Source organism: Chamaesiphon sp. GL140_3_metabinner_50 (assembly GCF_025361915.1).
In the GTDB taxonomy this organism is placed as follows: domain Bacteria; phylum Cyanobacteriota; class Cyanobacteriia; order Cyanobacteriales; family Chamaesiphonaceae; genus Chamaesiphon.
Genome location: NZ_JANYJC010000251.1, coordinates 18,849 through 32,929 on the forward strand (window position 1 = coordinate 18,849; position 14,081 = coordinate 32,929).

The window sequence follows — 14,081 nt, forward strand, 5'->3', positions numbered from 1 at the left end:
TTTAAACTGAAGCACTGATTATTAGATTTAACACTCGATCCTGGGGACAGTATAGTAGGCGCGGGAACGGCTTCTGCTTATTCCGCTGTAATCAAGATCGCGCTGATGCTCGATAGTGCAACAATAGTCGCTACAAATTTGCCAAGCTTTAATTTGCTTAAATTAGACATTTTGGATGGTACTCTAAATCTTAGTTTGGAAAAGGGGCGGATTGATTGCTTGAATCGTTTCCTGACTACAAGCATATTCAGGCTCAAGTCGATCGTCGATAGGAAAAAATAGGCAGTTACAAACCTGTGATCTGAAAACGTGACATCCAATATTTGGTTGGATCCGGAACAAAAGTAATGGGTTTAATTACAAAAAAGTAGAATAAAATAGGAGCAATGTAGTCTACCGCCTTACTATGGATATTGCCGAAGCCCTAAAAATAGCTGACAATTTGGTCTTCGCATCGCGCAATAAGCATCTCAACGACTTGGAACGATCGATTATTGAAGGTGTCTGTCAGGGCAAAAAATATTCACAGATAGCCAAAGATAACTATTGTGAGCAATCTCACGTTAATGATGTTGCAGCCAGTTTATGGAAGGCGATCTCTGAAGCTGTAGGCGAACAAGTAAAGAAGGCAAATTTCAAATCTACGATCGAACGGTATAGATCTGAAAATAGTGCATCTGTTGGACAAGTATTATTTAACGTTTGTCCGCAGATCACACTAAATAATAATCAATATCACAGCCATCAACAGACAGATCGATCGGACACCCCGCAGTACTTAGAAACCATTCCCGATCTCATCTCTATCTACGATCGATCTCAAGAACTAGACTCGCTCAAAAACTGGATACTCACAGAGAAATGTCGCTCCGTCGTCATCTCCGGTACTGCTGGTATTGGTAAAACTGCCATAGCTAGACAATTAGTAGAAGATATTAAAGATGAATTTGATGAGATCGTCTGGCAGAGTTTAGGTTGTCAGCGTTCTGTGGTGGAATTTATCGATCGCAATCTCATCGCGTCACTCAAGATCGAGGCTTTACCTAAACCACCATTAGATCTAGAAGCTAGGTTATCTCTACTACTCGAACATTTCCGATCGCATCGCTGCTTGATAGTATTAGACGATCTCGATCGACTCTTTAGCAGCGGTGAATTAGCAGGTAATTATACAGAAGAAGATCGAGAGTATCGATATTTATTTAGGCGAATTTGGGAAACAAATCATCAAAGCTGTGTAATTCTGCTGAGTCGGGAGGAGCCGAGTAAAATGGCTGGATCGGTTAGTAATAATAGCTCGATTCATTCTTTACCACTTGGCGGATTGGGCGATGGTGGTAGAGAAATATTTAGAGCGAAGGGTTTGAGTGATGAGGACAGGTGGGATTACGCCATCGAGTATTTAGGTGGAAATTCAGCCTATCTAAAATCGGTAGCGATCGCGATTAACAAGTTATTTGGTGGTAAAGTTGGCGAATTTTGTAAGTATGAAGAGTTATTCATGACTGAAGAGATCGGATCGCTGCTGAATCATCAACTCGCTCGATTATCACCAGCGGAACGAGAAGTAATTCGCTCTTTAGCTAGTGAGGCTATCCCAATAAATATATCTAGCATTATCGAGTCACTAAATATGTCCCCCGCAGATGTAGGGAATGCGATCGTCTCATTGGGTAGACGGGAATTAGTCGAGCGAACTGAAACGGAAGATGGTGCAATTTTTAGTTTGCGATCGATCGTTATGCTCCAAGCAAAACTGCTGGTTCTAGATTAACCTTAGAGGATGTCTGAACAGGTTTTTTGATGTGGATCGTAGACCTAAATCCCCCTACTTTAAAGCCCCCTGCTTGGTGCGCTACACTGTCGGGGAACAAAGGACGGTGCGCGCATCCGCTTTTTAAGGGGTTTGGGGGATTTAGATCTCAAAACGAAGTCTATTACTCAATAAATCCCGAACTGGAGATCGATCGCCAGCAAAGTATTCGGGTAAGATTGATGGCAACCCGATTACTCAAAGGTGAGCATTAATTACCTTGACATTACTCTCCACCATCGCCGCATCACCCCTATCGCTGCAAGATATCGCCCAGCGGGACTTGCTTCAGGAGCTAATTGCCGATCGCAGGTCGCCCAATACGCGGCGGACTTATACTAAGGCATTGGTAGATTTTTTCATGCAGGTGGCCCATGCTGCGCCGACACCCGCCTTAGTCGGGGAATTTTTGGCACTCGATCGCTATCAGGCGATGACATTAGTATTGAGATATCGGCGGATATTAACCGATAAAGGGTTGGCTCCTTCGACGATTAATACCCGACTGGCGGCGATTAAAAGTTTGGTGGGTTACGCGCGCAAGGTGGGGCAATGTCACTACGATCTGGCGGATGTGGAGGGGGTAAGAGTAGAGACTTATCGGGATACTTCGGGGGTGAATCCGACTGAGTATCAGTTGACGATCGGAATGTGCGATCGGGATACTGTTAAAGGGGTGCGGGATTATGCGATCCTGCGATTATTGTGGGATAACGCGCTGCGGCGGGCGGAATTGTGTCAGGCTAATGTCAAAGATTTCGATCCGCAGGGGAGTAAGTTGTGGATTATTGGGAAGGGGAAGGTACAGCGGGAGTCGATCGATCTCAGCCGTCAGTCGGTACAGGCGATTCAGGCGTGGTTGGAAGTGCGGGGGAAATGTAAGGCTACCGAGCCGTTATTTTGTACGCTCGATCGAGCGACGAAGGGGCATCGGTTGAGTGGGAATGCGATCTATAATCTCGTCAGAGAGACGAGTGCAGCAGCGGGGATATATAAGGTGATGAGTCCGCACCGCGTCCGTCACAGTGCGATTACGGCGGCTTTGGATGCAACGAATGGGGATACGCGCCGAGTGCAGAAGTTAAGCCGTCATGCGGATCTGAATACTTTGACTCGGTACGATGATAACAGGCGGCATCATCAGGGTGAAGTTACGAAAATTTTGGCAGAATTAGTGTAGGATTTTGGGCATATATACACTTCGACTGTCGCTCAGTGCAAGCTATCCACTATCCACACTTCTCCTGATGGAGCATGCGATCTGATATAAATGTCGCCTAATAAATGAAAGAAACTTTGGTTAATGTGTTGGGTTTCATTCTGGTTGATGAGCGATAGCCGAATCACAACCCAACCTACAGATCTATTCACTATTCACTATTCACTATTCACTATTCCCTATCCCCTAATTCAAGCCTTCCATTACCCAGGTGACATAGGTACCGATCGGACTCCAGAGCAGATAGGGAATTAACAAGATCGTTGCCATGCTCGAAACTGGGAATACTAATATTGCCAGAATGACACCGATAACCCAGCCTACCGCACCGACGATCGTTCCGGCGCGAAGATTCCGAAACCAAAACATTGAGGGCGTGTAGAGCATAATTGCCACCTCTAGCAGCAGATATAAAGCCATCAATCCCCAAGGTGGATTTTTGATGGGTGCTGCTTCCCACACATTATAGGCCGACCACACGCCGCAAATTAAAATCGCCGTCCAAATTACCGGAATCAGTCCCTCAAATGTCAGCCAGTTGGGGCGACGTTGGCGATTGAACCAGCGATACCCTTCTGGTGTATTTAGTCTCCCCAGCCCGATCGCAACTACTACCGCCACGATCCCAATTACCAGCCAGGATTTAATCATTTTGAACGATCGGTAAAAAATTACGAATTCTCCCTTAATATCCCTCTGACCTGCATTAAAGTCAAGCCGAGCTGATTTTTGCCCGTACCATCTTTACCACAGCCCCAATAATAGTCGTTAGGGGCGTTTTCGACGATTTCTTCATCGCCAGTGCCGAGTAGAATTTCGCGAATATCTAGGTGAATTTGAAATTTACACGACACGGCGCGGAGCATAATTTCGTCTTTGACGCTTTCCCAATCGGGGCGTAATGGTAGGGTGCGTTTGCGCCCCATTTTAGCAGCGTCGTTGGGCGTATTTACCGATCGGATTTGTTCGAGATAGGGGGTATTGATAAATTTCTGGGCTTGAAAGTAGTGTTCGGTGGTGTTCCACCATAATTTATCCATCACGAATCCATGCTTGGAAAAGTTGGAGAAGCAGCCGTATAGTGGTTCGCGATCGGTATAGAAATAAATAGTCAAGGGAGTTGTAAAATGGAATGAGTTTGAATTCTCAATTTAATTGAGTTCTTATATTGATTGTAGACTAACAAATGCCCTCTCCCAAGCAACTTACTATTTCTTAGGCAAAATTATGGTGAGGAATAGAGCATCATTTCCATGAGATTATCGACTACTCGCGATCGTTCGATCGGCATTACTTCTCTGATATGTAAAATATTTTGGGAGATGTGATAATAAACTAATGTCCCTACAAATAGCGAGGTCGCTGCTTCTGGATCGGATATTTTTAACTCTGGATGTGAAATAATATATTCGACAATTACATCATTAATCGGCTTGAAAAGATTGATGGTACATGCTTTTGATAACTCTGGAAAGCGTCCTGATTCACCAATAATCGTTCGCATAAAACAACTAAACTCTTCGTCTTCAAGATTATTAAAAGCTACTTCAGCGATATTTCGCAATACGATTTTTGGATCTCCAACAAGTGGTTCTTTCCCAAACGTCGAGCTAAATTTTTTCTCGGCTAGGGTTTTAATTAAAGCCTGAAACAATTTTTCTTTGTCTTTAAAATAACTATAAACTGTCGGCTTAGATACGCCAGCAGCAGCAGCGACTTTTTCCATACTCGTACCCGCATAGCCGCGTGCTAAAAACTCCCGCATCGCTCCTTGCAGGATTTGTTCGACTTTTTCCCCGTTGTGTTCTGCGTTCAAATCTCTCGCCTGTGTCAACCTCATTGTTAATCTCTCTCTACAACATTCTATTTTAAGGAGCTATTTATTATTTTACACCCACTTGACTAAACCGTTTAGTCAAGCTATGCTGAAGTCATCTGCTAAATTACTAAACGGTTTAGTAAACCCGTAATCAACTGGAGCGAATGAGGATGCTGCAAAAATCGGATGGACTGCTAGGGTGGAATACTTGGCGAATGGGGCTAATTTTGGGAGCGATGGCGTTGCTCGGTACTGGGGTTCCCGTCTATATCAATCGACAGCAAGAACAAACAGCCGCAGATAACAAAGCCCAACAGACAGCCGTAGTCGCGCCTACAACCGTGACAGCATTGGGAAAATTGGCACCCAAAGGGGAAGTCATTAAGCTATCTGCGCCGACATCTAACGAAGGCGTAAAAATCGAGAAACTGTTGGTGGCGGAAGGGGCGACAGTTAAAGCCGGACAGTTAATCGCGATTTTGGATAGTCAGGGACGCTTGCAAGCGGCGGTAAATGAAGCTAAAGCCAAAGTCAGCGTCGCCGAGGCAAGTCTGGTAAAAGTCAAAGCTGGAGCCAAGCAGGGCGAAATTAACGCTCAAAAAGCGACAATTGGCAAACTCAAAGCAGAACGGGAAACGGGCATAGAAGCCCAGCAAGCGACAATTGCCAGAGTAATGACGGAAACAGCCACTCAAATCGAAGCCCAGCAAGCGACAGTTGCCAGAGTAGTGGCGGAAACCACCACCCAAATCGAAGCCCAGACAGGAGCCATTGCCGAAGCGCAAGCTGGACTGGTTAACGCTCAAGCTGAGGATAACCGTTATGCGACTCTGGCTCTACAAGGAGCGGTTTCGGCATCTAGCGGCGATAGTAAGCGGTTGATTTTACAAACAGCACAGCAGAGAGTAAATCAGGCACAAGCAAATTTAAAACGCATTACATCTTCGGGGCAGCAACAATTAGCCGAAGCGCAAGCTAATTTACGCCGGATTCAAACATCGGGACAACAACAGATTGTTGAAGCAAAAGCTAATTTGCGAAAGCTCGAAACATCGACACAACAGCAGATTAAAGAAAGTCAATTTACGCTCGATAAAATTGCTGAAGTACGTCCGGTCGATGTCATGTCTGCCGAAGTAGATATCCAAAGTGCGATTGCATCTTTAAAACGTGCTGAAGAAAATCTCGCTCAAGCGAGTATTAAGTCGCCCCAAGATGGTCAGATCTTGGCAGTTTTTGCCCGTCCGGGGGAAGTAGTTGGCACTAATGGCATCGCCGATCTCGGTCAAACCACTCAAATGTATGGAGTGGTAGAAGTTTACCAAAGTGATGTCAATAAAATTCGAGTCGGACAGAAAGTAAAGATCGCCAGTAATTCTCTACCTGGAGAACTAAAAGGAACTGTAGAAAAAGTTGGCATTCAAGTTAAGCGTCAAAATGTAATTAATGCCGACCCGACTAGTAATATTGACGATCGCATCATTGAAGTTCATGCGGTCTTAGACGCGGCATCCAGTCAAAAGGCTGCTAAGTTTACTAACTTACAAATTAAAGCAGTCATCGATATTGATGCTCGGTAAGCTAGGGCTGAAATTACCTCAAGGTAATAATTAAGAGCCGAATAATTGATATTTTATGCTGAAATTTATCCGAAACCTGACTCGCCGAACTCCACTAGGCTGGTTACAACTGACCCAACATAAAAGCCGATTTGCAGTGGCAATTTCTGGGGTTGCATTTGCCGACTTATTAATGTTAATGCAATTAGGCTTTCAAGGTGCCTTATTCGAGAGTGCCGTTGTCTTGCACTCAAAATTAACAGCAGATATATTTATAATTAGTCCCCAAGCCTCAAATATTGGGGCAATGTCTACATTTCCACGCCGCAGACTATACCAAGCGATGGATGTAACTGGGGTAAAATCGGCAGAGCCAATGTATGTCAGTTTAGTGACTTGGAAAAATCCGCAAACTCGCGATAAGAAAAATCTGATTATTATCGGATTTAATCCCGATCGACCAATCTTTAATTTACCTGAAGTTAATAGTCAATTAGCTAAAATTAAACAATCCGATACATTATTATTCGATCGCAAGTCACTCGGTGATTATGAAAAAGTAGTAGAGCGCGTCAATGCTGGTGAACCTGTCACTACCGAAATCGAAAGACGCACGATCTCTGTCAATGGATTATTTTCAATCGGTGCTTCGTTTTCAGCCGATGGGCATCTGATGACAAGTGAAGATAATTATTTACGATTATTTTCTCGACAATCGCAAGGGAATATCAATGTCGGGCTGATAACGCTCAAACCGGGTTACGACCCCGCGCAAGTAGCCCAACAATTAAAAGCTTATTTGCCTAAAGAAGATATTAAGGTGCTAACTAAGGCAAAATATATTGCTTTTGAACGGGAACATTGGCAAAAAGAAAGACCGATTGGGGCGATTTTCAATGTCGGTGCAATTCTGGGATTCCTGGTGGGAATAATTATTGTTTATCAAGTTTTATCGACTGATGTAAATTCTCATCTCAAAGAATATGCCACTTTCAAAGCGATGGGTTATAATAATACTTATTTGCTGGTAATTGTATTTGAAGAGGCATTAATTCTCGCCATAGCGGGCTTCCTTCCAGGTTTAATTGTATCGATCGGATTTTATAGTGTTGTCAGTGGTGCGACCAATTTACCGATCGCCATGACAATTGCCAGAGCAACTCAGGTACTTACGGGCACTCTAATTATGTGTATTCTTTCTGGTGCAGTTGCAACGTTAAAAGTTCAAGCTGCCGACCCTGCTGATATGTTTTAAAAAGTTGAAAGCTGGCGACTTTCGCGACAGCCGTAGCGTAGCGTCTGGGGTAAGGAGAAGTGTTGAAAGTTGAAAGTTGAAAGCGATCTTATTGGCAATTTCGCAAACAAGTATTATTTAATATCAATTTCAAAAATTAATTATTATGAGAGAACGAATAATTTCCATTTCTCACCTCAATCACTACTTCGGCGTAGGACAACTTCGCAGACAAGTATTATTCGATATTAATCTCAAAATAAATGCTGGAGAAATTATCATTATGGCTGGGCCATCTGGTTCGGGTAAGACGACACTATTAACTCTATGCGGTGGGTTGCGATCGGCACAATCGGGTAGTTTGAAAGTGCTGGGAACGGAAATGTGTGGGGCTTCGGCAAAACAATTGACACTCGCCCGTCGGCATCATGGCTATATCTTTCAAGCCCATAATTTACATGAGAGCTTAACTGCATTACAAAATGTTAAAATGGGCTTAGAATTACATGCTAAATATTCTGTCCGAGAAATGACCGATCGATCGATTAAAATGTTAGAATTAGTAGGACTAGGCGATCGGGTAAATTACTATCCAGACAACTTATCCGGCGGGCAAAAACAACGAGTGGCGATCGCGAGGGCACTCGTGAGCCAGCCTAAAATTCTGCTAGCAGACGAACCGACAGCCGCATTAGATAAACGATCGGGGCGCGATGTGGTAAATTTAATGCAAAAATTGGCTAAAGAACAAGGCTGTACGATTTTACTCGTAACTCACGACAATCGGATTTTAGATATCGCCGATTCGATCGTGTATATGGAAGATGGCAAACTAGCACCAGCACCAAATTTAGTCAAGGCAACTTAAATATGGATGCGAACAAAAATTAGTTAAAATTGAAGTATTCGATCGATCCTTAATAATGATGAAACGTCGCTCATTCCTTAGGTGTTTTAGTATTGGTTGGCTGACTAGCTGCTTTCCCATAGTTTTAGCAATCTGCACTCCCAATAAATCGATAGCTCAAACTACTACCGATCGAGATCCGGCTAAACCAGATGCGAGTAAAATAGATCCAGGTTTTACAGTCATTGGTACCGTTGCCGATCTCGAAAAAAATGGCTATCTCCAGACTAAAGAAGTTGCAGTTTTAAGAAATCCTTATAATCTTCAAAAGTTAATTGCTGTCAATCCTAAATGTACCCATCAAGGTTGTGATGTAAAATGGGTAGCTGAGGAGAAAAAATATACATGTCCCTGTCATAGCTCCAACTTTGAAGCCAACGGCGAAGTCATCAACGGCCCCGCAACCAAGCCTTTAACCGCCTATCCTGCTAAAATTGTTGGTACCCAAGTCCTAGTTAAAATCGTCGCCCCACCAAAACCCAACCAGAATACTCCATCTGGACGCGGCTTTAGGCGTTAGGCTTTAGGTGTTAGGTGTTAGGTGTTAGGCTTCAGGCTTTGGAACTGCGTTCCAGGCTTTCAATAATTACACTTCTTACTTCTTACTCCTTACTCCTTACTTCTTACTCCCCTCTCCCCCTCATGAGTGAAAATGCAATTCGTCCGGCGATGATTACCGGAATTATTCCCGATTCGATCGCGGCAGAAATTGGATTTACTCCTGGCGATCGATTGGTTAAAGTTAACGGTCAAAAGCCGCGCGATCTGATCGATTATCAGTTCTTATGTGCGGATGAATTGCTGGATTTAGAAGTATTAGATGCTAAGGGAAAAGCGCACCAGATCGAGATCGAGAAGGATTATGACGAAGATTTGGGACTAGAATTCGAGTCGGCTTTATTCGATGGGTTGATTCAGTGTAATAATAAGTGCCCCTTTTGTTTTATCGACCAACAACCTCCCGGAAAACGCGAATCTTTATACTTTAAAGATGATGATTATCGGTTGAGCTTCTTATATGGTAGCTACTTAACGCTGACCAATCTCAGCACCAAAGAATGGGATCGGATCGCCCAGATGCGGCTTTCGCCCCTGTATGTTTCCGTTCATGCTACCGAGCCAGAAATTCGATCGCAACTGCTGAAAAATGCCCGTGCGGGCGAGATTATGAACCAACTGAAATGGTTTGAGTCTCACCGCCTGGAAATTCACGCTCAGGTAGTATTATGTCCGGGGATTAACGACGGCGCGCATCTGGAACGTACCATCCGCGATTTAGCCAGCTTCCATCATGGCGATACTCCTGCCGTGGCTTCTGTCGCCGTCGTTCCCGTCGGCTTGACGCGGTTTCGTCCCAACCTGACCGAACTTTCGCCCGTCACGCCGGAAGTCGCCAGAGTTGTTATCGCCCAAGTCGAGAGCTTGCAACAAGAATTTAAAGAAAAATTTGGTTCTACCTTCGTCTGGTTAGCCGATGAATGGTATCTAATTGCTGGCATAGAGCTACCCCCCAGCGATTATTATGAAGATTATCCCCAACTCGGCAACGGTGTCGGTTCGATTCGTCGCTTCTTGGATGAATTTGCCCAAGAAATTGCCGAATGGGAGATTACCGAACTAAATCCCCCTCACACCTGTACCTGGGTCGTCGGCAATGCCGTCGAGAATGCCTTCCAGCCCATCGTTAACCAGTTAAACCAAGTACCAGGTCTACAGGTTAACTTAGTCGCCATTGCCAGTCAATATTGGGGGCAACAGATGACAGTTACCGGGCTAGTCACCGGGCAAGATTTACTTGCCGAGCTGCCAGGGCGAGATTTAGGCGATCGCATCCTGATTCCTAGCGTCATGCTCAAACACGACGAAGATAAATTTCTCGATGATGTTACACTCGGCGAATTAGCCCAAAAATTACAAGTTCCCCTCATTCCTGTCAGTGGGATTCCAGATTTTCTGGAGAAACTAGGGGAAAATAGATCTGGGATTAATAGCTGATATCTGGGGCGATGAGATCGCCCGATCGCATCCCCTCTCTTCTAGCAATTTTATCAACAAATCAAATATGCTAACCTCGATCGAATTCATCCATCTACTCGATACCCGCATTGCCGCTTACCGAAAACTGAGTCGAACCGCCAACTTACAGATTAGGTACACTCACAGCCAGCAGCAACGTGTCATCAGATTACAAGCGATTTGGGCGATTATTGCAGTGAGTGTAGGTAGTTTGGGACAAATTGCCCCCGTCCGAGCCAATACTCTAGATTTAGTTGGCATCCGTTACAGTCTAGAATTAGCTACCAACAACCGAGCCAACCTCAATCCACCCACGCACCTCGCCCAAAAGACCACCACCCCAGCATCGTACTCCGATATTAAGCTGCCCAACAATCTCAACCTGCCCAAAACCGGGGCTGAAGTACAGATTACAGGCAACCAATCGATTACCCTGCAACAAGCACTCGATCTGGCTCTTCGCAACAACCGTCAAATTCAAGCCGCACGTTTAACAGTCGATCGATCGCAAACCGGAATTCGCCAAGCTCAAGCCGCTCAAGCCATTACAGTTGGATTGAGAGGCACCCTCCAAAATCAGGGTTCGCCGCTAATTATTGGCAACCAGCCTCAATTTGGCAACTCCAATAGCACCGATGCCAGCGGGACGCTGCAAGCTAATTACAACATCCTCAGTGCGGGTCGCAATCAGAGTCAAGTTCGCGCCGCCGAAGAACAAGTCAGATTCGACAGACTCGACTTGGTCAGAATCGAGCAACTCGTACGCGGTCAAGTCAATAGTGCCTATTACGATCTCCAATCTGCCGATTCGTTAGTCATCATCAACCAAGCCGCCGTGCGAGATGCCACCCGCAGTTTGAGCGACGCTCAACTTCAAGAGCGAGCTGGTGTCGGCACTAGATTTGACATCCTCCGCGCTCAAGTTCAACTGGCTACCGCCAATCAAGATCTGACCAACGCTCAAGGTCAACAACAGACAGCTCGCAAACGCATCGCCCAAATTTTGGTTGTCGATAGCAACACCGAATTTAGAGCCGCCGATCCGGTCAAAGAATTAGGTAGCTGGGGCTACTCGCTAGAAGATAGCATCGTCACCGCGTTAAAAAATCGCCCCGAACTCCAGCAACAACTCGTGCTCCGCAGCATCAGCGAACAACAAGGCATCATTGCCGCATCGGCTGACTCGCCACAGGTTAATCTATTTGCTAACTATACTCTGGGCAAGAGCCTGAGCAGCTCTGTTGCCGCCCAAGACAACTACAGCCTTGGCGCACAATTAAGCTGGAACTTCTTCGATGGTGGCTCCGCCAGAGCGGGTGCCGACCGCGAGCAAATCAGCCAAACTATTTTTGAAAATCAGTTTACTACCAACCGCAATCAAATTCGGTTTGAAGTCGAGCAAGCCTTCTATAGCCTCGGCTCCAATCAAAAAAACATCGGCACCGCTACCCAAGCACTCCAGCAAGCCGAAGAAAGCCTCAAACTAGCTCGGCTGCGCTTTCAAGCAGGGGTCGGCACTCAAACCGATGTCATTCAAGCCCAAACCGAACTCGCCCGCGCTCGTGGTAATCGCATCTCTGCAATTATCAACTATAATCGCTCTTTGTCTAATCTCCGGACGGCGACCTTGTTAGCGGAGTAAGGAGATGGGAGATGGGTATTAGGCTTTAGGTATTAGGCTTTAGGTATTAGGTATTAGGCAAAGCAGTCGATAATTCGATCCTGACTCATATCCTCTCTTCAACTCCTAACACCTAAAACCTAATACCTAATCTACCCCCTTGGCAAAACTGTCAAATATCTTAATAATCCTTAATAGGGCATAAATTATTTTTAGGGGTATATGAGATGAGTGCGATTAAATTTATCAAAGAGAACAAGGAAATTATCGTCGCACAGGGGTCAAATCTGCGCGAGAAGGCGGTGCAAAACCAAATTGATATCTACACCTTCAAAGGGAAGCTGATGAACTGTGGTGGCTACGGTCAATGTGGGATGTGTGGCGTGGAGATCGTTGAAGGGATGGAAAATCTCTCGCCGCGTACGGATTTTGAGAACCGTAAATTGGCAAAAAAACCCGATAACTATCGCCTTGCGTGTCAAACCATCGTCAATGGCCCAGTGTGCGTAAATACTAAGCCTTAGTTTCGGCTCCAGATCGCTAGCGAGGATATATCTACTCCTCTCTGGCTGGATGTAGCGATCGAGCGCAGGATGTTAAATCTTTACCCTACTGCCTAGACCTTCTCTGAAAATGATATTCTAGTACAGGTAAGCAATAATAATACTTTATAGGAATTACGCTAATGCAAACTAACGATTTAGGTTTTGTCGCCAGCCTGTTATTCGTCCTAGTGCCAACAATTTTCCTGATTATTCTCTTTATTCAAACCAATAGTCGCGATACTGGTTCTGATTCATAGATATTTAATATTTCTAATCGACACAAAAGACTGCTAAGAGATTTACTCTCAGCAGTCTTTTTTAAGGCAATAAGATCTAGGATTTAGGAGATAACGACCTCAAGCCTAGCTGGTAGGCACTGCCCACCCTACTGGCTACTAATAGCTATACCTAAAACCTAACACCCATCTCACTAAAAACCCATAGACTCGCAACTTGGGTTATTAGGCAGTTACTAGTTCCGGACGCTTGCTATTGCGAACGCCTTTAATTGCTTCGGCATAGTCAGGAGCATTAAATACTGCCGAACCAGCGACGATCGCATTTGCACCAGCTTCGATGACTTGCCAGCTATTATTTGGCTTGAGACCGCCATCGACTTCGATCCAAGGATCTAAACCGCGTTCGTTGCATATTTGACGCAATTTAGCAACTTTGGTGACCGCACTAGGGATAAAGCTTTGACCGCCAAAACCAGGGTTAACGCTCATAATTAAAACTAAATCGCATAAGTCGAGGACGTATTCGATTAGTTCTAGCGGCGAACCGGGATTGAGGACGACACCAGCTTGTTTGCCAAGTTCTTTAATTTGTCCCAAGGTACGGTGCAGGTGAGCGGAAGCATTGTACTCAGCATGGACAGAAATAATATCAGCACCAGCTTTGGCAAAATCAGCCACGTACTTTTCTGGTTCCACGATCATCAAGTGGACATCGATAATCTTTTTGGTGTGGGGACGAACGGCTTCCACAATCATGGGGCCGATAGTAATATTTGGTACGAACCGTCCATCCATGACATCAACGTGAATCCAATCGGCTCCAGCAGCATCCACAGCCCGAATTTCTTCACCTAAGCGGCTAAAGTCTGCCGAAAGGATCGACGGGGAAATTACCAGGGATTTTTGGCTCATGGTTACCACAGTTCTCCTAAAATTAAGTTTTTTGTAAAAACTTTAACAGTTTATTTAATTTTAACAGGGGTGAGGAACTAATTCGCTAAGTTCGGAGATGGGAGTTGGGAGATGGGGGGACGGGGGGACGGGGGGATTTTTAATCCAAATTACTCCTTACTCCCCGCTCCCCGCTCCCCGCTCCCCGCTCCCCGCTC

Annotated in this window: 14 protein-coding genes; 10 read left to right on the plus strand and 4 right to left on the minus strand. The window is 45.1% G+C overall.

Annotated features, from left to right (window positions below):
• Nucleotides 1-406 precede the first annotated feature (406 nt).
• Together Q0R35_RS12655 and Q0R35_RS12660 are read left to right on the plus strand one after the other, a co-directional pair.
• Nucleotides 407-1,774: an ATP-binding protein gene (locus Q0R35_RS12655; RefSeq protein WP_295618554.1), complete on the plus strand. Its 1,368-nt coding sequence runs from the start codon at nucleotides 407-409 to the stop codon at nucleotides 1,772-1,774.
• A 259-nt stretch (nucleotides 1,775-2,033) separates the two neighbouring features.
• On the plus strand, nucleotides 2,034-2,993 hold the full coding sequence (locus tag Q0R35_RS12660; RefSeq protein ID WP_295618557.1) for a tyrosine-type recombinase/integrase: 960 nt from the start codon (nucleotides 2,034-2,036) through the stop codon (nucleotides 2,991-2,993).
• A gap of 225 nt (nucleotides 2,994-3,218) precedes the next feature.
• On the opposite strand, the gene Q0R35_RS12665 is transcribed toward Q0R35_RS12660, so the two are convergent.
• From Q0R35_RS12665 to Q0R35_RS12675, 3 genes are all read right to left on the minus strand, one after another.
• On the minus strand, nucleotides 3,219-3,683 hold the full coding sequence (locus Q0R35_RS12665; RefSeq protein ID WP_295618561.1) for a tryptophan-rich sensory protein: 465 nt from the start codon (nucleotides 3,681-3,683) through the stop codon (nucleotides 3,219-3,221).
• A gap of 20 nt (nucleotides 3,684-3,703) precedes the next feature.
• On the minus strand, nucleotides 3,704-4,147 hold the full coding sequence (locus Q0R35_RS12670) for an NADAR family protein (RefSeq protein ID WP_295618564.1): 444 nt from the start codon (nucleotides 4,145-4,147) through the stop codon (nucleotides 3,704-3,706).
• 110 nt (nucleotides 4,148-4,257) lie between these two features.
• Complete coding sequence (locus Q0R35_RS12675) at nucleotides 4,258-4,848, minus strand: TetR/AcrR family transcriptional regulator (protein ID WP_295618567.1); 591 nt, start codon at nucleotides 4,846-4,848, stop codon at nucleotides 4,258-4,260.
• A 173-nt stretch (nucleotides 4,849-5,021) separates the two neighbouring features.
• Here Q0R35_RS12675 and Q0R35_RS12680 point away from each other — a divergent pair, with 173 nt between their 5' ends.
• From Q0R35_RS12680 to psbM, 8 genes are all read left to right on the plus strand, one after another.
• Nucleotides 5,022-6,431: an HlyD family efflux transporter periplasmic adaptor subunit gene (locus Q0R35_RS12680; protein WP_295618570.1), complete on the plus strand. Its 1,410-nt coding sequence runs from the start codon at nucleotides 5,022-5,024 to the stop codon at nucleotides 6,429-6,431.
• Between the two features lie 55 nt (nucleotides 6,432-6,486).
• Complete coding sequence (gene devC / locus Q0R35_RS12685) at nucleotides 6,487-7,665, plus strand: ABC transporter permease DevC (RefSeq protein ID WP_295618573.1); 1,179 nt, start codon at nucleotides 6,487-6,489, stop codon at nucleotides 7,663-7,665.
• Between the two features lie 145 nt (nucleotides 7,666-7,810).
• Nucleotides 7,811-8,512 carry a DevA family ABC transporter ATP-binding protein gene (locus Q0R35_RS12690; protein WP_295618577.1) on the plus strand — a complete coding sequence of 234 codons (702 nt, stop codon included), beginning with the start codon at nucleotides 7,811-7,813 and terminating at the stop codon, nucleotides 8,510-8,512.
• Between the two features lie 55 nt (nucleotides 8,513-8,567).
• Complete coding sequence (locus tag Q0R35_RS12695) at nucleotides 8,568-9,071, plus strand: ubiquinol-cytochrome c reductase iron-sulfur subunit (protein ID WP_295618580.1); 504 nt, start codon at nucleotides 8,568-8,570, stop codon at nucleotides 9,069-9,071.
• A gap of 122 nt (nucleotides 9,072-9,193) precedes the next feature.
• On the plus strand, nucleotides 9,194-10,546 hold the full coding sequence (locus Q0R35_RS12700) for a TIGR03279 family radical SAM protein (protein WP_295618583.1): 1,353 nt from the start codon (nucleotides 9,194-9,196) through the stop codon (nucleotides 10,544-10,546).
• 67 nt (nucleotides 10,547-10,613) lie between these two features.
• A complete protein-coding gene (locus tag Q0R35_RS12705) occupies nucleotides 10,614-12,209 on the plus strand; it encodes a TolC family protein (RefSeq protein ID WP_295618586.1) in 1,596 nt (531 codons plus the stop codon).
• A gap of 206 nt (nucleotides 12,210-12,415) precedes the next feature.
• The gene (locus Q0R35_RS12710; RefSeq protein WP_295618588.1) at nucleotides 12,416-12,712 is read left to right on the plus strand and encodes a 2Fe-2S iron-sulfur cluster-binding protein; all 297 of its coding nucleotides are present in this window, start codon (nucleotides 12,416-12,418) and stop codon (nucleotides 12,710-12,712) included.
• A gap of 161 nt (nucleotides 12,713-12,873) precedes the next feature.
• Nucleotides 12,874-12,990, plus strand: coding sequence for a photosystem II reaction center protein PsbM (gene psbM / locus Q0R35_RS12715; protein WP_295618591.1), 117 nt, complete (start codon nucleotides 12,874-12,876; stop codon nucleotides 12,988-12,990).
• A gap of 204 nt (nucleotides 12,991-13,194) precedes the next feature.
• Here the strand turns inward: psbM and rpe are convergent, their stop codons facing one another.
• On the minus strand, nucleotides 13,195-13,884 hold the full coding sequence (gene rpe, locus Q0R35_RS12720) for a ribulose-phosphate 3-epimerase (protein WP_295618595.1): 690 nt from the start codon (nucleotides 13,882-13,884) through the stop codon (nucleotides 13,195-13,197).
• Between the last annotated feature and the right edge of the window lie 197 nt (nucleotides 13,885-14,081).